Here is a 19,394-nt window from a genome sequence, read left to right on the forward strand (position 1 = left end):
AAACCTCAGCGAATAAACTGGCGAATATACATACCATCACGCTCATATTCCAATTGCCATATATTTGAGCGACCTTGTTGTATAAGAATCTCTTTTAACTGACCAACTGTTTGAATTTTATGGCCATTAACAACACGCAAGATATCTCCAGAGCGAAAAATTCCCGCTGCAATACTCATTTCATCAATATTAATAATCACAACACCTTTTGCGGACGCTGGAAGATGAAAACGTCTACTATTTTGTGGTGTTAAATCCAAAACCTCAGCACCAGAAAAAGGGTTTTCACCAATAATTTTTTCCGATTTTGAAAATGCTGATTCTGGTATTGATGAAATGAATATTTTCGTCTTGAAAGTTTTTCCACTTCGTAAATATTCTAAGACAAAGCTATCCCCAATACTAGCTGTCATCAAACGATATCCAAGACCATCTGGGCTATCAATTCTTATCCCTTGCACACTCAAAATAACATCGCCTATTTTTAAACCAGCTTTTTCAGCAGGACTATCTTTATTAACTTCGATGACAAGAGCACCATAGGGACGATTTAGACCTAACCCACCAGCAATGTCAGGTGTAACACTTTGGAAAGATGCCCCAATATAAGGAGGTACAAAATACTTTTTACCGCGTTTAACGGTATCAAGCATCACTCTTACAAGATTTGCCGGAATAGCAAAACCAATCCCTACAGAACCACCTGAGCGTGAATAAATAGCTGTATTAATCCCTATTAATTGTCCTTTCATATCAATTAAAGCTCCACCAGAGTTTCCTGGATTAATGGCAGCATCTGTTTGAATAAAAAAGTCAAAATCAGAAATACCAACACGTGTACGCGCTTGCGCCGAAACAATACCACTGGTAACCGTTTGACCAACACCAAAAGGATTCCCAATTGCAAGAACAAGATCACCAACTTCAACTGTATCAGAATCTCCTAAAGGAAGAATAGGAAATCGCCCACCCTGTGCATCAATTTCAAGCACAGCAATATCAGTAGCTTCATCTTTAAGCATGACCTTACTCTCAAATTCCCGCCCATCAGAAAGAGCAACTTTAATTTCACTTGCATCCTTAATAACGTGGTAATTTGTGACGACCAAACCACGCACATCAACAATCACTCCAGATCCTAATGACGATTGCGTACGTAAAGGTCGGTTATTTTGAAAACGACCAAAAAATTTCTCAAAAAATGGATCTCCTTCAAAAGGTGAACGCGCTCTAATTTGCCGTGCTGCATAAATATTTACAACAGATGGAATAGTCTTTTTAACTAAAGGAGCAAATGAAAGAGTGATTTCTTTTTGTGTTTGCGGAATTTCAGCATAAGCACAATGAAGCGATATCTGTGCAACAATCACAAAAAAAAGCCCCACCAAAAAAAAATTCCTCATAACTCGCTCCTTAAAAGACTAACCCACTCTTTAAATATTAAGAAGGATAAGAAATCCTCTCATCTTTCATAACCCCAGAATTTTTACTAATATTTATAATTAAGAATAAAAACAACTTATTTGGGCAATAGATATTATAAAAATAAAATAATCCAATATTTTGTAACCTTCCCTCCACATTTGTCTCTTGGAACAAAACTGATTGTGAAACGCACGTAAAAAAACCGCTCTAGAAAAGCGGCTCTTTGAAATCCAAAAGAAAAAAATACTTTATGAGGAAGCTCCCTTTTCATTTGCAGAATTTTCCGTACGCGCATGATCTACAGCACCCTTCGCATCGACATCACGATCAACAAACTCAATAACAGCCATGGGAGCATTATCACCGGTACGAAACCCTGCTTTCATAATACGCAAATACCCACCGTTGCGCGTTGCATAACGTGGCGCAAGTGTATCAAATAACTTTGCAACCTTTCCCGCATCACGAAGTGCTGCAATTGCTTGTCGACGCGCATGCAAGCCTCCACGCTTACCAAGCGTAACCAACTTTTCAACGATAGGACGAATTTCCTTAGCCTTTGGAAGCGTTGTCACAATCTGCTCATGCTCAATCAGCGAAACCGCCATATTTGCAAACATCGCTCTACGGTGACTGGACGTCCGGTTCAACTTGCGACCTGACTTACTATGGCGCATAAACCTTCTCCTCAAATTTTAATTTTAATATTGATCTTCATAACGCTTGGCAAGATCATCAATGTTTTCAGGCGGCCATGCAGAAATTTCCATACCAAGATGTAATCCCATACACGCCAAAACTTCTTTAATCTCATTTAATGACTTCCGTCCGAAATTCGGTGTGCGAAGCATTTCAGCCTCTGTCTTTTGGATAAGATCACCAATGTAAACAATATTATCATTTTTAAGACAATTTGCTGAACGAACTGAAAGCTCTAATTCATCAACTTTTTTAAGAAGGGCAGGATTAAAAGCAAGTTCCGAATCAGATTCTTCAACAACTTCCTTCTGTGGCTCCACAAAATTAATAAATAAAGATAACTGATCCTGAAGAATACGTGCCGCAAAAGCAACAGCATCTTCTCCATTAACAGCGCCATTTGTTTCAATCGTGAGCGTCAATTTATCATAATCCAAGACTTGACCTTCGCGTGTATTTTCTACTTTATAAGATACCTTACGGATTGGTGAATAAAGACTATCAACTGGAATAAGGCCTATTCGTGCATCATCGACACAGTTACGATCAGATGGAACATACCCTTTTCCTGTATTGACGATAAATTCCATACGAATCTCAGCATCTTCATCAAGAGTACAGATTACATGTTCTGGATTTAGAATTTCCATATCCCCAACAGTACTGATATCTCCAGCCTTCACAACACCAGGCCCCTCTTTAGAAATAACGACACGTTTAGGCCCCTCTTCTTCCATACGAAGCGCAATTTCTTTGATATTCAAAATAATATCCGTAACATCCTCACGAACACCTGGAATTGATGAAAATTCGTGTAACACACCATCAATCTGCACAGCAGTAATTGCGGCACCACGAAGCGATGACAATAATACGCGACGAAGCGCATTCCCCAATGTTAAGCCAAAACCACGCTCAAGAGGCTCTGCAACCACACTCAAAACATTTGGATTATCATGTGTACAAAACTCAACCTTATTGGGTTTAATCAGCTCCTGCCAGTTTTTCTGGATCATATTTTTATTTCCCGTTCTTTAGTTTTGCTACCATTCAATCGTAACGACCAATGTGAACCATCAGAGAAGACTCTGACAACAAAAAACAATACCCAATTAAACACGCCGTCTCTTTCGCGGACGACATCCATTATGAGGAATTGGTGTTACATCACGAATGGAAGTAATGACAAAACCAACAGACTGCAATGCACGCAAAGCAGACTCACGACCTGCTCCAGGACCACAAACCTCAACCTCTAACGAACGCATACCATGCTCCTGCGCTTTTCTAGCACAATCTTCTGCAGCAACCTGGGCTGCAAAGGGTGTAGATTTACGCGATCCCTTAAATCCCTGAGCACCAGCAGACGACCATGCAATCGTATTTCCCTGCGCATCAGTAATGGTAATCATTGTATTGTTAAATGTTGAATTGATATGCACAATACCCGACGAAATATTTTTACGCTCGCGACGGCGAACACGTGTGGCTTCCTTGGCCATAATCTTCCTTTCAACGATCTCCTCACTGCCGTAACACCAGCAGCTCCACCTTCTTTTTTCTTGTCAAAAACTTTAAACAAGAAATAGAATAAAAACAAAATTCTCCTTCTAATAAAGAATTTTATTTTTTCTTACCAGCAATTGCTTGAGCTGGTCCCTTACGCGTGCGCGCGTTTGTATGTGTCCGTTGTCCACGAACAGGCAAAGAACGACGATGACGTAAACCACGATAACAGCCGAGATCCATCAAACGCTTAACATTCATAGCGACTTCACGGCGAAGATCACCCTCAACTTGATAACCTTGATCTATCGCTTCACGAATCTGCAAAACCTCCGCATCAGAAAGCTCATGAACACGGCGCCCTATGGGAATACCAACCCTTTTAATAATTTCTTGAGCAAATTTTGGTCCAATCCCGTGAATGTACTGAAGCGCAACAATTACACGCTTATTTGTCGGAATATTGACACCAGCAATACGAGCCACGCCTACTCTCCTTGATTATGTTAACAGCCTATCATAAAATATCTGATGTACCTTACAGAAAAAACGATCCTGCATAAAAACACTCCGAATCCCACTACTCCGCTGAAATAAATTAGATTCCTTTTGATAGATTTCACAAAAAAAGTCAATACTTTTCATTTGTTTCTAAAAACCTTATTTAAGAATCTCTCTAATTACGCCTGATACCTCAGTAACATCAATCATTCCATCAACCACCTTCAATAATCCCCTCTCTAAATAAAATTTCGATAAAGGTGCTGTTTTTTCACGATATTCCACTAATCGTTTCACAAAAGCAACAGAATTATCATCTGAACGGACTTGCCCACCAGCAGTTATTGTTTCCTCAACGCGTTTATTCATTCGCTCAATCAATACATCTTCATCAACACGCAATTCGATAACAGCATCAAGCTGCATATTTTTTGACTGCAAAATCTGCTGCAATGCCTCTGCTTGCCCAATAGTCCGTGGATATCCATCCAACACAAAACCGTTTACACAATCATCTTCATCAATCCGATCAGAAACAATTTGATTAACAATGCTATCAGAAACCAAAGCGCCAGAGCTGATAATAGCATTAGCTTTTTTGCCAATTTCCGTTTCTCTAGCAATAACTTCACGCAACATATCACCCGTTGATAACTGAGGAATATTATACTCCTCAGTTAATATCCTAGCTTGCGTACCCTTTCCAGCTCCTGGAGGTCCTAAGAGAATAATCCTCATCGATTCCGCTTGCCTCCACGAAGTTTTGATTTCTTAATCAATCCTTCATATTGGTGTGCAACAAGATGTCCCTGAATTTGAGCAACTGTATCAAGTGTAACAGTAACAACAATTAACAAGGACGTCCCTCCAAGATAAAAAGGAACCTGTAGCGCGGATATCATAAACTCAGGTAGCAAACAAACCAAAATAATATAAATCGCCCCAATGACAGTAATACGTGTCAAAACATAATCAATATACTCGGCTGTACGCTCACCAGGACGAATCCCTGGAATAAAACCAGAGTGCTTTTTCAACTGATCTGCTGTATCACTTGGATTAAACACAATCGCCGTATAAAAAAAGCAAAAAAACGCCATCAAAAGTGCATAAATAATCATATAAAGTGGCTGCCCATGACCGAGAGAATAAGAAATAGCCTGCATCCATTGTGGCATTTTATCAGAAAAATTATTAACAGTTGCAGGCAATAACAACAAAGATGAAGCAAAAATTGGCGGAATAACACCAGCAGTATTCAGCTTTAAAGGAAGATGTGACATATCCCCTTGAAATATCTGGTTACCAGCTTGACGTTTTGGATACTGAATAAGAATCCGCCGCTGGGCACGCTCAACAAAAACAATAATTGCGACAACAGAAACCGCAATAAGAAAGATTACTATTAACAAAAAAGTTGATAAATCAGCCTGACTATGGGCAGTTAAAAGTTGAGCACAAGTGGAAGGAAGATTAGCAACAATACCCGTAAAAATAATAAGGGACACCCCATTACCAACACCGCGTGATGTAATTTGCTCGCCAAGCCACATGAGAAACATTGTTCCACCAACAAGGGTAATAACAGAAGAAATACGGAACATAAGACCCGGCTCTACAACAATTTGAAACCCCGTTCCTATACCGGTTTCAAGCGCAACTGCAATACCAAACGCTTGTAAAACTGCTAATATCACCGTCACATAACGAGTATACTGATTAATAATTTTACGGCCAAAATCACCCTCTTTTTTGAGAGTTTCTAACGAAGGAATAACTGAAGTTAACAATTGCACAATAATTGAGGCCGATATATAAGGCATAATTCCTAATGCAAAAATTGCCATACGCCCAACAGCACCTCCAGCAAACATATTAAATAATCCCAAAACACCAGATGCATGGTGTTCAAATGTTTGCCGTAAAGCATCAATATTAATACCAGGAAGAGAGATATAAGTACCAAAGCGATAGACAAGAAGTGCTGCTAAGGTAAACCAAATACGCTTCTTTAATTCGGTTGCACGTGAAAAAGTACCAAAGTTTATATTGGAAGCGAATTGCTCTGCTGCTGATGCCATAAAATGTCTCCCATCCACACTCCAGTTCTTTAAATCACAGAAGTATAACCTTTAAAATTTATATCGTCACACATAAATAAACGTAAAAATCAAATAATTCTCCATAAAAGATATCATCGACGAAGCAAACAACCCCCCTTAAAACATCATTACATCAAAACGAGTTCACCGAATAACTTCAGGAAAAATAACTTGACCACCAGCTTTTTCAACCTTAATACGAGCAACTTCAGAAGCACCAGAAACATGAATTATAATTTTTGCTTTCAACTCACCATCAGAAAGAAGACGCACCCCATCCTTCACACGACGAATAATACCAGCCTCTTTCAAGGCAATAATATCGACAGGCTTTTCAATACTCAACTTACCCGCATCAACCGCCAACTGAATACGTCCCAAAGAGACTTCATTATAAGTCTTAGCAAAAAAATTCCTAAATCCACGCTTTGGCAAACGACGATAAATAGGCATTTGCCCGCCTTCAAAACCATTGAGCGAAACACCAGAACGTGATTTTTGCCCTTTTACACCACGACCACCAGTTTTACCAGTACCAGAACCAATACCACGCCCGACACGTTTACGATCCTTTGTTGCGCCTTCACGATCACGCAGCTCATTGAGTTTCATATCTTATACTCCCGCAACCTTTAATCTTCATCTATAATCCGAACAAGATGTCGAACTTTAGCAATCATCCCTCGCACACAAATCGTATCCTCTAAAACACGCCGACGATGCATTTTGTTTAATCCGAGTCCCTTCAAGGTTGCACGTTGAATCCGTGAATTCCGAATCGGACTTCCAATTTGTTCTATCGTCACAGTTCGGCCACTCTGAGATTTTTTCTGAACCATTTCCTAATTCCTTTTCTGATAATCTCAGAAACTACCCTTCGGCATCAACTAAATGTCGACGCCGTGCCTGTAAAGTCGAATATTTTATACCACGTTGAGCTGCAATATCTCTAGGATGCATTTGATGTTTTAACGCATCAAATGTTGCGCGCACCATGTTATAAGGATTGGACGACCCCAATGATTTTGCAACGACATCCTGCATCCCAAGGGCTTCAAAAATAGCACGCATCGGCCCCCCAGCAATAATACCAGTACCAGCAGAAGCTGAACGCAGCAAAACACGACCAGCCCCGTGACGACCTTCAAGATCATGATGCAATGTACGCCCAGATCGAAGCGGAACATAAATCATCCCACGCTTTGCAGCTTCTGTAGCTTTACGAACTGCCTCTGGCACTTCACGCGCCTTACCATGACCAAAGCCCACACGCCCCTTTTGATCTCCAACAACAACAAGAGCAGCAAAACCAAAACGCCGACCACCCTTCACAACTTTAGCAACACGATTGATGTGAACAAGCCTATCGACGAATTCACTATCACGCTCATCTCGCTCACCACGTTCTTTCTGTGCCATTCCTCATTCCTTTTTTCTTTTCCGGAAGCACTCTAACAAAGTTCTACTTTAAAACTAGAAGAACTCACACGAAAATACCCTAAAATTTTCTTATTTAAGTTTTTAGATAAAATACTTAGAAGTTCAAACCACATTCACGAGCAGCTTCAGCTAAAGCTTTCACTCTACCATGGTAAACATATGCTCCACGATCAAAAACCACCTCATTAACACCGGCTTGCTTTGCACGCTCAGCAATTAATTTACCAACAGCAACAGCTGCTTCTTTATCACCACCACTTTTTAACGATTTTTTTAAGTCACTCTCAAGGGTAGATGCCGAAGCAAGAGTGTGCCCAAGCAAATCATTAATAACTTGAGCATAAATGTTCTGATTTGAACGATAAACACTAAGCCGCGGACGACCACTCGAAACCATTTTGATTCTACGACGAACACGTCGTGCACGATGCTGGATAATGTCCTTAGATGCAACCATAATACAAAATCCTTACTTCTTTTTGCCTTCTTTACGAAAAATACGCTCATCTACATGTTTTACGCCCTTACCTTTGTAAGGTTCAGGTCTACGATATTCACGAATTTCCGCTGCGACTTGCCCAACCTGCTGCTTATCAATTCCAGAAATAACAATTTCTGTGGGCTTAGGAACTGTCACAGTAACACCCGATGGAACTTTATAAATCACATCGTGCGAAAAACCTAACGACAATTGAACATCCCTACCCTGTAAAGCCGCACGATAACCAACACCGTTGATTTCCAGCTTCTTTTCAAAACCATCCTTGACACCCAAAAAAATATTTTCAATCATTGAGCGTGACATACCCCATTTAGAGCGGGCATCTTTTGATTGATCACGTGGAGAAACCGTTATAACATTTTCTTCAAACTTTACTAAGACTTCATCATTAACGACGTAGCTTAGTTCACCTTTAGGACCTTTCGCCTTAACCAGCTGACCATCGATAGTTGCAGTAACCCCAGAAGGAACTGAAATGGGCTTTTTTCCAATACGAGACATTGTTCTAACCTATTTTTCTTCTGCTTTCTTAAAATCACTTAGAAAACACGACAAAGGAGCTCTCCACCGACATTCTGTTCACGTGCTTCATGATCCGCCATAACACCTTTAGGAGTTGATAAAATCGAAATACCAAGACCATTTGCTACTTGAGGAAGTGACTTCGCAGAAACATATACGCGACGACCAGGCTTTGAAACACGCGAAACCTCACGAATAGCAGCTAATCCTTCAAAATATTTCAATTCGATTTCAATTTTAGATTTCCCACCACCTAAATCAATTTGTTTATATCCGCGAATATAACCTTCTGATTGAAGAACATCAAGAACACATGCACGAAGCTTAGAAGCAGGTGTAATCACTTTGTTTTTTTTACGACCAAGCGCATTACGAATACGCGTTAACATATCACCAAGAGGATCTGACATAGACATTGAATAATCTCCTCTTACCAACTAGACTTAACAATGCCTGGAATATGGCCGATAGAGCCAAGTTCACGCAATGCAATTCGCGACATTTTTAATTTACGATAATAAGCCCGTGGACGCCCCGAAACCTCACAACGATTACGAACACGAACCTTTGCAGAATTACGTGGCAACTCTGCTAATTGAACAGAAGCCTTAAAACGCTCTTCAAGAGAAATCTTTTGATCCATAACGATTGCTTTCAAGCGCGCACGACGCGCAGCATAACGCTTTGCCATCACTTCACGACGCTTATTTTTCTCAACAGCACTTACTTTGGCCATAATCTTACCTCGCTACATTTGCCGTTACGAACGAAAAGGAAAATTAAAAGCACGCAACAACTCACGCGCCTCATCATCCGTTTTTGCTGTCGTACAAACGATAATATCCATGCCCCAAATTTGATCAACTTTATCATAATTGATCTCTGGAAACACAATGTGTTCTTTAATACCCATAGCAAAATTTCCACGACCATCAAAGCTTTTTGGGTTCAAACCACGAAAGTCACGAACCCGCGGAAGCGCAATCGTAACAAGACGATCCAAAAAATCAAACATACGATCTTTACGCAACGTAACTTTAGCCCCAAGTGGCATTCCTTCACGAACCTTAAAGGTCGCAATGGAATTACGTGCGCGGGTAACAACAGCTTTTTGACCTGTTATGAGCCCCAAATCCTCAGCTGCAATAGACGGTTTCTTAGAATCGGCAGTTGCTTCACCAATCCCCATATTAATCACAATTTTATCAACCCGCGGAATTTGCATCGCATTCTTGTAACTAAACCTTTCTTGAAGTATTTTTCGAACTACTTCAAAATAATGCGTTTTCATGCGCGGCGTTTGTTTTTCCTCAGCCATCAATCAACTCTCCCGAACGCTTGGCAAAACGAACCTTGTTACCACTTGCATTCATACGAAAACCTACACGCGTAGGCCTACCATCTTTAGGATCAGCAATCGCCAAATTAGATAGATGAATCGGAGATTCTTTAGAAATAATTCCAGCCTCTTGCTTTTGCGTTTGGCGTTGATGACGTTTAATCATATTAACTCCACGAACAAAAGCTTTATTCTCCTTCAGATTCACCTTAATTACTTCACCACTACATCCCTTATCCTTACCAGATAAAACAACGACCTTATCGCCTTTTCGAATCTTTTGCATGACATTCACTCCTTATAACACTTCAGGAGCGAGGGAAATGATCTTCATATGATTCCTACCACGAAGCTCGCGAGGAACTGGTCCAAAGATACGTGTACCGATCGGCTCTTTTTTATTATCCACCAAAACAGCAGCATTACTATCAAAACGAATGACACTACCATCTGCGCGACGAATATCCTTAGCAGTACGAACTACTACAGCTTTCATTACATCACCCTTTTTAACACGGCCACGAGGAATAGCATCCTTGACAGAAACAACAATAATGTCACCGATCGAAGCATATTTTCGCTTTGAACCGCCTAACACCTTGATGCACATGACACGACGAGCGCCAGAATTATCGGCAACGTCAAGGTTTGTTTGCATCTGAATCATGACTGGCCACCTTCTCTTAACATTTATATCCGGTTATGTCTTTAACACACCCGGATTTGCCTGCCAAATAACAATAAATCCATTGCCCCCAATTTACCAACAGAAATAAACCTACTGCTAAATTCTATGACAATAAACCCAATTAACTACGCTACACTGCCTTTAATAACAATCCAACATTTGTCTTTCGAAATTGGTTTAGATTCCTGAATAGAAATTTGATCACCAATCTTAAACTGATTGTCCTCATCATGCGCCTTATATTTTTTCGACTGTCTAACAGTTTTCTTAAGAAGTGGATGAGGATAACGCCGCTCAACTTTAACAACCACAGTCTTATCACTTTTGTCACTTACGACAACACCCTGTAAAATGCGTTTAGGCATCTTTTATTTCCTTAAACCTTACTCTCGATTATCTTCTGACGAAGAAAAGTTTTAACACGCGCAATATCACGACGAACCTGCCTAACACGTGCAGTCTTTTCCAGTTGACCTGTTGCTTTTTGAAAACGCAAATTAAACTGCTCTTTCTTCAAATTAACTAGCTCATTTTTCATTTGGTCGAGCGTTTGCACCCGTAATTCTATGGCTCTCATCGCTTTACCTCTTATTCACCAATACGCTGGATGAAACGCGTTTTAATAGGTAACTTTGCAGCACCCAATCTCAATGCCTCACGCGCTACATCCTCAGGAACCCCATCAAGCTCAAACATGATACGCCCAGGCGCAACACGAACGGCCCAATAATCAACACTTCCCTTACCTTTACCCATACGAACTTCAGTCGGCTTAGATGTAACTGGAAGATCTGGAAAAATACGAATCCATACACGACCAGAACGTTTCATATAACGTGTAATTGCACGACGCGCCGCCTCAATTTGGCGGGCAGTAATTCTCTCAGGCTCAACAGCCTTCAGTCCGTAAGCACCGAAATTCAAATCCGTACCACCCTTCGAAACACCGTGAATACGACCTTTGAACTGTTTACGGAACCTTGTGCGCCTTGGCTGCAACATTGCTCTCTACTCCAAATTTTAGTTCAACCACAAAAACTAAGCACTTTCGCGGCGACGATTCGACGAAGAACCAGAATGATCAGCTTCCGTAGCTCGACGCTCTGAAGCCATCGGGTCATGCTCAAGAATCTCACCTTTAAAGACCCAAACCTTAACACCACAAATACCATAAGCAGTCTTAGCTTCTGCTGTACCGTAATCAACATCAGAACGCAAGGTATGAAGTGGGACTCGACCTTCACGATACCACTCCATACGAGCAATTTCAGCACCACCAAGACGACCAGAACAGTTTATACGAATTCCCTCTGCTCCAAGACGCATAGCCGACTGAACCGCACGCTTCATTGCACGCCGAAAAGCAACACGACGCTCTAACTGCTGAGCAATCGACTGTGCAATAATCGTAGCGTCAATTTCCGGTTTACGAATTTCCACAATATTCAATGAAGTCTCAGCATTTGTCATTTCCGAAAGCTTCCGACGAAGCTTCTCAATATCAGCACCTTTTTTACCAATAATCAAGCCAGGACGTGCTGAATGAATCGTTACACGACATTTCTTATGAGGTCGCTCAATAACAACCTTAGAGATAGCTGCTTGTTTCAGCTCTTCAAACACATATAAACGAATCCTCAAATCTTCATGAAGAAGACGCCCATATTCACCACTATCAGCATACCAACGGGAATCCCAGGTCCGATTAACTCCAAGACGAAGTCCTATTGGATTGATCTTTTGACCCATTATGCGGCCTCCACTTTTTCGGTAACTTCACGAACAATAACAGTAAGATGCGAAAACGAACGTTCAATTCGACTAGCACGTCCACGACCACGAACATGAAAACGTTTCATCACTATCGACTTACCAACATAGGCTTCTGCAACAATAAGCGAATCAATATCAAGGTCGTGGTTATTCTCTGCATTTGCAATCGCTGATTCAAGAGTCTTTTTCACAGTTCCAGCAATACGTTTACGTGAAAATGTCAAATCAGCCAACGCTACACTGACTCTTTTACCACGAATCATCGCAGCAACTAAATTAAGCTTTTGCGGACTAACACGAATTGTCCGAGTGACCGCTTTTGCCTCATTATCCTTAAGCTGGCGCGGAACTTTAGCTTTTCCCATTCCTACTTCCTCTTCGCTTTCTTGTCTGCACCATGCCCATAATAAGTCCGAGTGGGAGCGAATTCACCGAACTTATGCCCAACCATCTCTTCAGAAACAGAAACAGGAATATGCTTATTGCCGTTGTAAACACCAAAAGTTAAACCAACAAATTGCGGTAAAATAGTGGAGCGACGGCTCCATATTTTAATAACCTCATTACGTCCACTCGCACGTACCTTCTCTGCTTTTCCAAGAAGATAGCCGTCAACAAACGGACCTTTCCAAACTGAACGAACCACTTCAGACTACCTTTCTCATTTCTTGCGCTGATGACGCGTACGCATAATAAACTTATCAGTGGCTTTATTGGAGCGCGTACGCTTACCCTTTGTAGGTTTCCCCCAAGGAGACACTGGATGACGCCCCCCTGACGTACGACCTTCACCACCACCATGCGGATGATCAACTGGATTCATAGCAACACCACGAACATGTGGACGCTTACCACGCCAACGCGATCGCCCTGCCTTACCATCATTAATATTCCCATGATCAGGATTTGAAACTGCACCAACAGTTGCAAAACAACTACTAGACACCAAACGCTGCTCTCCAGAATTAAGACGAAGAATAGCCATCCCTTGATCTCGTCCAACTAATTGCGCATAAGTGCCCGCTGAACGTGCAATTTGACCACCTTTTCCTGGCTTCATTTCAACATTATGAATAATCGTACCCACCGGCATATTACCAAGCGGCATAGCATTACCGGGTTTAACATCGACATTTGAACCTGCTATAATAAAATCGCCAACATCAAGACGCTGTGGCGCAAGAATATAACTTAATTGGCCATCATCATAGCGTATTAAGGCAATAAAAGCAGTCCGATTTGGATCATATTCCAAACGCTCAACTTTCGCAGCAACATCACGTTTAAGACGTTTAAAATCAATAAACCGATAGCTGCGCTTATGTCCACCACCCTGAAAACGAGCAGTAACGCGACCACGATTATTGCGCCCACCTTTTGACGATAAACCTTCAGTCAACGCCTTTACAGACTTACCTTTATAAAGACAAGAGCGATCTACAATAACAAGCTGACGCTGCCCGGACGTAGTTGGATTAAAGTGCTTAAGTGCCATTATTCTTATCTCCGAGCCTCTCTAAAGACCTGTCGAAACGTCGATAGACTGACCACTAGCCAGTGTCACGATCGCCTTCTTGACATCACTCTGCCGACCAACAATGCCTTTGAAACGCTTCACTTTACCCTTACGGACTATCGTGTTAACTGCTTCTACTTTAACGCTAAAAAGCGCTTCAACAGCAGCCTTAATCTCAGGCTTTGTCGCTTTCGGCGCGACATTAAAAACAACTTGATTATACTCAGAAATCATAGTCGACTTTTCAGTAATAACTGGACTGATAATTATATCATAATGGCGAAGGTCTGTCATTTAAAACGCTCCTCAAGAGCCTCGACAGCTGCTTTTGATAAAACAAGTTTGCTGCGACGCAAAATATCATAAACATTAATTCCTTGAATTGGTAAAACATCAATATTAGGAATATTAGACACTGCACGAGAAAAGTTAACATCAATTTCTTTGCCACCAATTAAGAGAGCATTATCAAACCCAAGCTTAGAAAAACTGGAAACGAGCATTTTTGTTTTAGCATCCTTAACACTGAGATCATCAACGACAATTAAATCATCTGCTTTTAATTTTGCTGACAAAGCAAGACGCATTCCAAGTGCACGAACCTTTTTAGGAAGATCGCATGCATGACTACGGAATACAGGACCATGCGCCTTACCACCACCTCGAAACTGCGGTGCACGAGCAGATGAGTGCCTAGCACGCCCAGTTCCCTTTTGTTTAAACATTTTTGCTCCTGTTCGAGATACATCAGATCTCCCTTGTGATTGATGTGTTCCCTGTTGACGACGAGCAAGCTGCCAACGAACAACACGCTGCAAAATATCTTCACGCGGAACAAGACCAAAAACACTCTCAGAAACCTTCAACTTACCAGCTTCATTACCATCAAGAGTTTTAATTATAAGATCCATCACTCGGCTCCTTCAGCTCCAGAGGTTTTTATCACTGGAGAAACCATTTCCGTTTTCTCTTTTACAAGACGGCGAATACCAGCAGGCTTAGGTACATTATCAGGAAGAGGTTTCTTTACAGCATCCCGCACCAAAATCCAAGCACCTTTAGATCCAGAAACAGCACCACGCACCAAAATTAAACCACGTTCAATATCTGTAGAAACAACCTCAATATTTTGTGTCGTCACACGAACCTGCCCCATATGGCCAGCCATTTTTTTACCTTTAAATACCTTACCTGGATCTTGACACTGTCCTGTCGAACCATGAGCACGGTGTGTGATTGAATTACCATGTGAAGCACGATGTCCACCAAAATTATGCCGTTTCATAACACCAGCAAAACCTTTACCAATACTCGTACCTGTCACATCAACTCTCTGCCCTGGAACAAAATGTTCTACGGTAATTTCAGTACCAACATCAAGAAGATTGTCGGGGCTCACACGAAATTCCGCTATTTTCGCTTTCGGCTCAACAGAAGCCTTAGCAAAATGCCCACGAAGAGCTTGCGAAGTATTTTTAACCTTGGCAAAGCCCACACCTAATTGAACAGCAGTATAACCATTCTTTTCAACTGTACGCTGTGCAATAACTTGACAATTTTCCAAACGCAGCACTGTTACCGGTATATGTTCACCAGATTCATTATAAACACGGGTCATGCCCAGCTTCTGTGCTATTACACCTGAACGCATCGGGTCTGTTCCTTCTGTATTCAAACCTTAGAGCTTAATCTCTACATCCACACCAGCAGAAAGATCTAGCTTCATAAGCGCATCCACTGTTTGTGGCGTTGGATCAACAATATCAAGAAGACGCTTATGTGTACGCATTTCAAATTGCTCACGACTCTTCTTATCAATGTGTGGTCCACGATTCACTGTAAACTTTTCAATCCGCGTTGGAAGCGGAATAGGACCACGGACATTTGCACCAGTACGCTTAGCGGTCGACACAATCTCACGCGTTGATGCATCAAGAATTCTGTGATCAAATGCTTTCAAGCGAATGCGGATATTTTGACTGTTCATGCTCTTTTATTTCCCTGTCACGCAAAACGCCTCCTAATAACAAAGACGTTTTTCAATAATCACTCTTTATTCAATGATTTTAGAAACGATACCGGCACCAACAGTACGACCACCTTCACGAATAGCAAAACGAAGCTTTTCTTCCATGGCAATTGGAACAATCAAAGAAACATCCATAGCAACATTATCACCAGGCATTACCATTTCTGTTCCTTCTGGAAGCGTTACTATCCCCGTCACATCTGTCGTACGGAAGTAAAACTGTGGACGATAATTCGTGAAAAATGGAGTATGACGCCCACCTTCATCTTTCGTTAAAATGTAAGCCTCCGCCTTAAATCGGGTATGAGGAGTAACTGAACCAGGCTTTGCCAAAACTTGACCACGCTCAATTCCTTCACGATCAACGCCACGAAGCAGTGCACCAATATTATCACCCGCCTGACCTTGATCCAAAAGCTTGCGGAACATTTCAACACCTGTAACCGTCGTCTTAGAAGTGGGACGAATACCAATAATCTCGACCTCTTCACCAACTTTAATAATACCACGCTCAACACGACCAGTCACAACAGTTCCACGACCAGATATCGAAAAAACATCTTCTATCGGCATCAAAAACGGCTGATCAACAGGACGCTCTGGTGTTGGGATATAATTATCAACTTCACTCATCAAAAGACGAACCGCATCTTCACCAATGCCTTTGTCCTTATCTTCAAGAGCTGCCAATGCTGAACCTTTAACTATCGGTATATCATCTCCTGGGAAATCATATTTTGATAACAACTCACGTACTTCAAGCTCAACAAGCTCCAGAAGCTCCTCATCATCAACCTGATCAACCTTATTGAGAAAAACTACAATCGCCGGAACACCAACCTGACGCGCTAGCAGAATATGTTCACGTGTCTGAGGCATCGGACCATCTGCCGCAGAAACAACCAAAATTGCACCATCCATCTGTGCTGCACCCGTAATCATATTTTTTACATAATCCGCATGCCCGGGACAATCAACATGTGCATAGTGCCTTTTTTCTGTTTCATACTCAACATGTGCTGTAGAAATCGTAATCCCACGTGCTCTTTCTTCTGGTGCAGCATCAATTTGGTCATATGCTTTAAATTCACCAAAATACTTCGTAATCGCTGCTGTCAATGACGTCTTCCCATGGTCAACGTGACCAATCGTACCAATATTAACATGCGGCTTCGTACGTTCAAATTTGCTCTTTGCCATTTGAGCTCTCCATTTTCTGTCCTCAAAAAGGACTAAGTTAAAAAACTAATCACGCAACTTTTAATTACGCGTATTTCTTTTGAATCTCCAAAGCAACAGCTGAAGGGACTGGCTCGTAATGATCAAACTGCATCGTATACTGCGCGCGCCCCTGGCTCATCGAACGAAGATTATTCACATAACCAAACATGTTCGCTAAAGGAACCATTGCATTCACAACTGTTGCAATACCACGCGCCTCAGTTCCTGAAATCTGACCACGACGAGAATTTAAATCACCAATGACATCTCCCACATAATCTTCCGGGGTTACAACCTCTACCTTCATAATTGGCTCAAGAAGCTGTGCACCAGCCTTTTTTGCTCCATCTCGAAAAGCCGCACGAGCAGCAATTTCAAAAGCTAAAACGGAAGAATCAACATCATGGTAACCACCATCGATCAAAGTAGCTTTCACACCAAGCATAGGAAAACCTGCAAGAGGCCCCGAACCCATAACACTCTCAATTCCCTTTTGCACTCCAGGAATATACTCCTTAGGAACAGCACCACCAACAATTTTCGACTCAAAGATAAAATCATCACCATCATGAGGTTCAAAAATAATCTTTACACGGGCAAACTGCCCCGCACCACCAGATTGCTTTTTATGCGTATAATCAATTTCCGCAGTTTTTGTGATCGACTCACGATAAGCAACTTGGGGTTGCCCAACATTAGCTTCAACCTTAAATTCTCGCCGCATACGATCAACAATAATATCAAGATGAAGCTCACCCATACCAGCTATAATTGTTTGACCCGATTCCTCATCTGATTTCACACGAAAGGAAGGGTCCTCTGCTGCCAGGCGATTGAGCGCAATACCCATTTTTTCTTGGTCTGCCTTTGTCTTTGGCTCAATTGCAATCTCAATAACAGGCTCAGGAAATTCCATCCGCTCCAAAATAACAGGTTTCAAAGGATCACAAAGAGTATCACCTGTTGTCGTTTCTTTAAGACCTGCAAGAGCTACAATATCACCTGCAAAAGCTTCTTCAATATCTTCACGAGAATTAGAATGCATTTGAAGCATACGACCCAAACGTTCTCTCTTCCTCTTTACAGTATTTTCGAGAGAAATACCCCTTTGAACCTTACCAGAATAAATACGACAGAAAGTCAGTGACCCAACAAACGGATCATTCATAATCTTAAAAGCAAGCATAGAAAGGGGAGCATCATCTGAAGATTCACGCGTTGTCTCAGCCTCAGTCTTTACATCAACACCACTAATTGCAGGAACATCAACCGGAGAAGGAAGATAAGAAACAACAGCATCTAAAAGCGGCTGAACACCCTTGTTTTTAAAAGCAGTACCACAAAGAACTGGATGAAATTGAACCTCTATCGTTCCTTTACGAATAAGAGCAATAAGCTCCTCATTGGTTGGCATAACACCTTCCAAATAAGCCTCCGTCGCAGCTTCATCAACCTCAACTGCCATCTCAACCAATTTTTCGCGATACTCTTCAGCTTTTTCCTTCAAATCGGAAGGAATCTCATCCACAACCGCCGAAGCTCCAATGGAACCATCCCATTTCAACGCCTTCATCTCAACAAGATCAACAACACCCTCGAAATCATTTTCAGCACCAATTGGCAATTGCAAAACAAGCGCCTTAGCCCCTAACCGTGAGCCAACCATTTCTACACTACGATAAAAATCAGCACCGATCTTATCCATTTTATTAACGAAAACCATACGCGGCACACGATACCTCTCAGCTTGCCGCCAGACAGTTTCTGTTTGAGGCTCCACACCAGCATTCGCATCTAGCAACGCTATCGCACCATCAAGAACACGTAAAGAACGCTCAACCTCAATTGTAAAATCAACATGTCCTGGTGTATCAATGATATTAAAACGCCGCTTCCGACCATCACGCCCTTCCCAAAAAGTTGTCGTCGCAGCAGACGTAATCGTGATACCACGCTCTTGTTCCTGCTCCATCCAATCCATCGTAGAAGCACCATCATGGGTTTCACCAATTTTATGATTCTTACCCGTATAAAACAAAATACGCTCAGTCATAGTGGTCTTACCAGCATCAATATGCGCCATAATACCAAAATTACGATAATCTTCAATTTTATATTCGCGAGCCATTGT

Annotated in this window: 30 protein-coding genes; all 30 read right to left on the bottom strand. The window is 41.6% G+C overall.

What is annotated here, in order from left to right:
- Nucleotides 1–5: 5 nt before the first annotated feature.
- The 30 genes from V4P57_RS05150 to fusA all read right to left on the bottom strand — a co-directional run bounded on the left by V4P57_RS05150 (nt 6) and on the right by fusA (nt 19,391).
- Complete coding sequence (locus V4P57_RS05150; RefSeq protein ID WP_455465537.1) at nt 6–1,403, bottom strand: DegQ family serine endoprotease; 1,398 nt, start codon at nt 1,401–1,403, stop codon at nt 6–8.
- Nucleotides 1,404–1,673: 270 nt separating this feature from the next.
- Nucleotides 1,674–2,102, bottom strand: a complete 429-nt coding sequence (gene rplQ / locus V4P57_RS05155; protein WP_455465538.1) for a 50S ribosomal protein L17 — start codon at nt 2,100–2,102, stop codon at nt 1,674–1,676.
- 24 nt (nt 2,103–2,126) lie between these two features.
- Nucleotides 2,127–3,140 (bottom strand): DNA-directed RNA polymerase subunit alpha, encoded by a 1,014-nt coding sequence (locus V4P57_RS05160; protein ID WP_455465539.1) that lies wholly within the window; start codon nt 3,138–3,140, stop codon nt 2,127–2,129.
- Nucleotides 3,141–3,236: 96 nt separating this feature from the next.
- Complete coding sequence (gene rpsK / locus V4P57_RS05165; RefSeq protein WP_455465540.1) at nt 3,237–3,626, bottom strand: 30S ribosomal protein S11; 390 nt, start codon at nt 3,624–3,626, stop codon at nt 3,237–3,239.
- 121 nt (nt 3,627–3,747) lie between these two features.
- Nucleotides 3,748–4,116: a 30S ribosomal protein S13 gene (gene rpsM, locus V4P57_RS05170; RefSeq protein ID WP_455465541.1), complete on the bottom strand. Its 369-nt coding sequence runs from the start codon at nt 4,114–4,116 to the stop codon at nt 3,748–3,750.
- Nucleotides 4,117–4,290: 174 nt separating this feature from the next.
- Nucleotides 4,291–4,869 (bottom strand): adenylate kinase, encoded by a 579-nt coding sequence (locus V4P57_RS05175; RefSeq protein ID WP_455465542.1) that lies wholly within the window; start codon nt 4,867–4,869, stop codon nt 4,291–4,293.
- A complete protein-coding gene (secY, locus tag V4P57_RS05180; protein WP_455465543.1) occupies nt 4,866–6,212 on the bottom strand; it encodes a preprotein translocase subunit SecY in 1,347 nt (448 codons plus the stop codon). The genes V4P57_RS05175 and secY overlap by 4 nt, the downstream gene beginning before the upstream one ends.
- Nucleotides 6,213–6,377: 165 nt before the next feature.
- Nucleotides 6,378–6,845, bottom strand: coding sequence for a 50S ribosomal protein L15 (rplO, locus tag V4P57_RS05185; RefSeq protein ID WP_455465544.1), 468 nt, complete (start codon nt 6,843–6,845; stop codon nt 6,378–6,380).
- Nucleotides 6,846–6,865: 20 nt separating this feature from the next.
- Nucleotides 6,866–7,072, bottom strand: a complete 207-nt coding sequence (gene rpmD, locus V4P57_RS05190) for a 50S ribosomal protein L30 (RefSeq protein WP_455465545.1) — start codon at nt 7,070–7,072, stop codon at nt 6,866–6,868.
- Between the two features lie 31 nt (nt 7,073–7,103).
- Nucleotides 7,104–7,652, bottom strand: coding sequence for a 30S ribosomal protein S5 (rpsE, locus tag V4P57_RS05195; protein ID WP_455465546.1), 549 nt, complete (start codon nt 7,650–7,652; stop codon nt 7,104–7,106).
- A 115-nt stretch (nt 7,653–7,767) separates the two neighbouring features.
- Entirely contained in the window at nt 7,768–8,130 is a 363-nt protein-coding gene (gene rplR / locus V4P57_RS05200; protein ID WP_455465547.1) for a 50S ribosomal protein L18, read from the bottom strand.
- 12 nt (nt 8,131–8,142) lie between these two features.
- The gene (rplF, locus tag V4P57_RS05205) at nt 8,143–8,676 is read right to left on the bottom strand and encodes a 50S ribosomal protein L6 (RefSeq protein ID WP_455465548.1); all 534 of its coding nucleotides are present in this window, start codon (nt 8,674–8,676) and stop codon (nt 8,143–8,145) included.
- Nucleotides 8,677–8,714: 38 nt separating this feature from the next.
- Nucleotides 8,715–9,113 carry a 30S ribosomal protein S8 gene (gene rpsH / locus V4P57_RS05210; protein WP_455465549.1) on the bottom strand — a complete coding sequence of 133 codons (399 nt, stop codon included), beginning with the start codon at nt 9,111–9,113 and terminating at the stop codon, nt 8,715–8,717.
- A 14-nt stretch (nt 9,114–9,127) separates the two neighbouring features.
- Nucleotides 9,128–9,433, bottom strand: a complete 306-nt coding sequence (gene rpsN / locus V4P57_RS05215) for a 30S ribosomal protein S14 (RefSeq protein WP_455465550.1) — start codon at nt 9,431–9,433, stop codon at nt 9,128–9,130.
- A gap of 24 nt (nt 9,434–9,457) precedes the next feature.
- Nucleotides 9,458–10,015 carry a 50S ribosomal protein L5 gene (rplE, locus tag V4P57_RS05220; protein WP_455465551.1) on the bottom strand — a complete coding sequence of 186 codons (558 nt, stop codon included), beginning with the start codon at nt 10,013–10,015 and terminating at the stop codon, nt 9,458–9,460.
- Nucleotides 10,008–10,322 carry a 50S ribosomal protein L24 gene (rplX, locus tag V4P57_RS05225; RefSeq protein ID WP_455465552.1) on the bottom strand — a complete coding sequence of 105 codons (315 nt, stop codon included), beginning with the start codon at nt 10,320–10,322 and terminating at the stop codon, nt 10,008–10,010. Before rplX ends, rplE begins: the two co-directional genes overlap by 8 nt.
- 12 nt (nt 10,323–10,334) lie before the next feature.
- A complete protein-coding gene (rplN, locus tag V4P57_RS05230) occupies nt 10,335–10,703 on the bottom strand; it encodes a 50S ribosomal protein L14 (protein WP_455465553.1) in 369 nt (122 codons plus the stop codon).
- 146 nt (nt 10,704–10,849) lie between these two features.
- Nucleotides 10,850–11,089: a 30S ribosomal protein S17 gene (gene rpsQ, locus V4P57_RS05235; RefSeq protein ID WP_455465554.1), complete on the bottom strand. Its 240-nt coding sequence runs from the start codon at nt 11,087–11,089 to the stop codon at nt 10,850–10,852.
- An 11-nt stretch (nt 11,090–11,100) separates the two neighbouring features.
- Entirely contained in the window at nt 11,101–11,301 is a 201-nt protein-coding gene (gene rpmC / locus V4P57_RS05240; protein WP_455465555.1) for a 50S ribosomal protein L29, read from the bottom strand.
- 11 nt (nt 11,302–11,312) lie between these two features.
- Nucleotides 11,313–11,726 (bottom strand): 50S ribosomal protein L16, encoded by a 414-nt coding sequence (rplP, locus tag V4P57_RS05245; RefSeq protein WP_455465556.1) that lies wholly within the window; start codon nt 11,724–11,726, stop codon nt 11,313–11,315.
- A gap of 36 nt (nt 11,727–11,762) precedes the next feature.
- Nucleotides 11,763–12,473: a 30S ribosomal protein S3 gene (rpsC, locus tag V4P57_RS05250; protein WP_455465557.1), complete on the bottom strand. Its 711-nt coding sequence runs from the start codon at nt 12,471–12,473 to the stop codon at nt 11,763–11,765.
- On the bottom strand, nt 12,473–12,862 hold the full coding sequence (gene rplV / locus V4P57_RS05255; RefSeq protein ID WP_455465558.1) for a 50S ribosomal protein L22: 390 nt from the start codon (nt 12,860–12,862) through the stop codon (nt 12,473–12,475). Before rplV ends, rpsC begins: the two co-directional genes overlap by 1 nt.
- A gap of 2 nt (nt 12,863–12,864) precedes the next feature.
- Entirely contained in the window at nt 12,865–13,143 is a 279-nt protein-coding gene (rpsS, locus tag V4P57_RS05260; RefSeq protein ID WP_004855734.1) for a 30S ribosomal protein S19, read from the bottom strand.
- Between the two features lie 15 nt (nt 13,144–13,158).
- Entirely contained in the window at nt 13,159–13,992 is an 834-nt protein-coding gene (rplB, locus tag V4P57_RS05265) for a 50S ribosomal protein L2 (RefSeq protein WP_455465559.1), read from the bottom strand.
- A 21-nt stretch (nt 13,993–14,013) separates the two neighbouring features.
- Nucleotides 14,014–14,307: a 50S ribosomal protein L23 gene (locus V4P57_RS05270; RefSeq protein ID WP_455465560.1), complete on the bottom strand. Its 294-nt coding sequence runs from the start codon at nt 14,305–14,307 to the stop codon at nt 14,014–14,016.
- Nucleotides 14,304–14,924, bottom strand: a complete 621-nt coding sequence (gene rplD, locus V4P57_RS05275) for a 50S ribosomal protein L4 (protein ID WP_455465561.1) — start codon at nt 14,922–14,924, stop codon at nt 14,304–14,306. Before rplD ends, V4P57_RS05270 begins: the two co-directional genes overlap by 4 nt.
- Complete coding sequence (gene rplC, locus V4P57_RS05280; RefSeq protein ID WP_455465562.1) at nt 14,924–15,664, bottom strand: 50S ribosomal protein L3; 741 nt, start codon at nt 15,662–15,664, stop codon at nt 14,924–14,926. Before rplC ends, rplD begins: the two co-directional genes overlap by 1 nt.
- Before the next feature lie 27 nt (nt 15,665–15,691).
- Nucleotides 15,692–16,000: a 30S ribosomal protein S10 gene (gene rpsJ, locus V4P57_RS05285; protein ID WP_004855744.1), complete on the bottom strand. Its 309-nt coding sequence runs from the start codon at nt 15,998–16,000 to the stop codon at nt 15,692–15,694.
- Between the two features lie 66 nt (nt 16,001–16,066).
- Nucleotides 16,067–17,242, bottom strand: a complete 1,176-nt coding sequence (gene tuf / locus V4P57_RS05290; RefSeq protein WP_455465563.1) for an elongation factor Tu — start codon at nt 17,240–17,242, stop codon at nt 16,067–16,069.
- Between the two features lie 64 nt (nt 17,243–17,306).
- A complete protein-coding gene (gene fusA, locus V4P57_RS05295) occupies nt 17,307–19,391 on the bottom strand; it encodes an elongation factor G (protein ID WP_455465564.1) in 2,085 nt (694 codons plus the stop codon).
- Nucleotides 19,392–19,394 lie beyond the last annotated feature (3 nt).

The sequence above is a fragment of the Bartonella sp. B39 genome, assembly GCF_053795145.1.

What these genes read in the sequence shown, in the direction of transcription:
- V4P57_RS05150 (WP_455465537.1), bottom strand. Translation starts at nt 1,403, where the DNA reads ATGAGGAATTTTTTTTTGGTGGGGCTTTTTTTTGTGATTGTTGCACAG.
- rplQ (WP_455465538.1), bottom strand. Translation starts at nt 2,102, where the DNA reads ATGCGCCATAGTAAGTCAGGTCGCAAGTTGAACCGGACGTCCAGTCAC.
- V4P57_RS05160 (WP_455465539.1), bottom strand. Translation starts at nt 3,140, where the DNA reads ATGATCCAGAAAAACTGGCAGGAGCTGATTAAACCCAATAAGGTTGAG.
- rpsK (WP_455465540.1), bottom strand. Translation starts at nt 3,626, where the DNA reads ATGGCCAAGGAAGCCACACGTGTTCGCCGTCGCGAGCGTAAAAATATT.
- V4P57_RS05175 (WP_455465542.1), bottom strand. Translation starts at nt 4,869, where the DNA reads ATGAGGATTATTCTCTTAGGACCTCCAGGAGCTGGAAAGGGTACGCAA.
- secY (WP_455465543.1), bottom strand. Translation starts at nt 6,212, where the DNA reads ATGGCATCAGCAGCAGAGCAATTCGCTTCCAATATAAACTTTGGTACT.
- rplO (WP_455465544.1), bottom strand. Translation starts at nt 6,845, where the DNA reads ATGAAACTCAATGAGCTGCGTGATCGTGAAGGCGCAACAAAGGATCGT.
- rpmD (WP_455465545.1), bottom strand. Translation starts at nt 7,072, where the DNA reads ATGGTTCAGAAAAAATCTCAGAGTGGCCGAACTGTGACGATAGAACAA.
- rpsE (WP_455465546.1), bottom strand. Translation starts at nt 7,652, where the DNA reads ATGGCACAGAAAGAACGTGGTGAGCGAGATGAGCGTGATAGTGAATTC.
- rplR (WP_455465547.1), bottom strand. Translation starts at nt 8,130, where the DNA reads ATGGTTGCATCTAAGGACATTATCCAGCATCGTGCACGACGTGTTCGT.
- rplF (WP_455465548.1), bottom strand. Translation starts at nt 8,676, where the DNA reads ATGTCTCGTATTGGAAAAAAGCCCATTTCAGTTCCTTCTGGGGTTACT.
- rpsH (WP_455465549.1), bottom strand. Translation starts at nt 9,113, where the DNA reads ATGTCTATGTCAGATCCTCTTGGTGATATGTTAACGCGTATTCGTAAT.
- rpsN (WP_455465550.1), bottom strand. Translation starts at nt 9,433, where the DNA reads ATGGCCAAAGTAAGTGCTGTTGAGAAAAATAAGCGTCGTGAAGTGATG.
- rplE (WP_455465551.1), bottom strand. Translation starts at nt 10,015, where the DNA reads ATGGCTGAGGAAAAACAAACGCCGCGCATGAAAACGCATTATTTTGAA.
- rplX (WP_455465552.1), bottom strand. Translation starts at nt 10,322, where the DNA reads ATGCAAAAGATTCGAAAAGGCGATAAGGTCGTTGTTTTATCTGGTAAG.
- rplN (WP_455465553.1), bottom strand. Translation starts at nt 10,703, where the DNA reads ATGATTCAGATGCAAACAAACCTTGACGTTGCCGATAATTCTGGCGCT.
- rpsQ (WP_455465554.1), bottom strand. Translation starts at nt 11,089, where the DNA reads ATGCCTAAACGCATTTTACAGGGTGTTGTCGTAAGTGACAAAAGTGAT.
- rpmC (WP_455465555.1), bottom strand. Translation starts at nt 11,301, where the DNA reads ATGAGAGCCATAGAATTACGGGTGCAAACGCTCGACCAAATGAAAAAT.
- rplP (WP_455465556.1), bottom strand. Translation starts at nt 11,726, where the DNA reads ATGTTGCAGCCAAGGCGCACAAGGTTCCGTAAACAGTTCAAAGGTCGT.
- rpsC (WP_455465557.1), bottom strand. Translation starts at nt 12,473, where the DNA reads ATGGGTCAAAAGATCAATCCAATAGGACTTCGTCTTGGAGTTAATCGG.
- rplV (WP_455465558.1), bottom strand. Translation starts at nt 12,862, where the DNA reads ATGGGAAAAGCTAAAGTTCCGCGCCAGCTTAAGGATAATGAGGCAAAA.
- rplB (WP_455465559.1), bottom strand. Translation starts at nt 13,992, where the DNA reads ATGGCACTTAAGCACTTTAATCCAACTACGTCCGGGCAGCGTCAGCTT.
- V4P57_RS05270 (WP_455465560.1), bottom strand. Translation starts at nt 14,307, where the DNA reads ATGACAGACCTTCGCCATTATGATATAATTATCAGTCCAGTTATTACT.
- rplD (WP_455465561.1), bottom strand. Translation starts at nt 14,924, where the DNA reads ATGGATCTTATAATTAAAACTCTTGATGGTAATGAAGCTGGTAAGTTG.
- rplC (WP_455465562.1), bottom strand. Translation starts at nt 15,664, where the DNA reads ATGCGTTCAGGTGTAATAGCACAGAAGCTGGGCATGACCCGTGTTTAT.
- rpsJ (WP_004855744.1), bottom strand. Translation starts at nt 16,000, where the DNA reads ATGAACAGTCAAAATATCCGCATTCGCTTGAAAGCATTTGATCACAGA.
- tuf (WP_455465563.1), bottom strand. Translation starts at nt 17,242, where the DNA reads ATGGCAAAGAGCAAATTTGAACGTACGAAGCCGCATGTTAATATTGGT.
- fusA (WP_455465564.1), bottom strand. Translation starts at nt 19,391, where the DNA reads ATGGCTCGCGAATATAAAATTGAAGATTATCGTAATTTTGGTATTATG.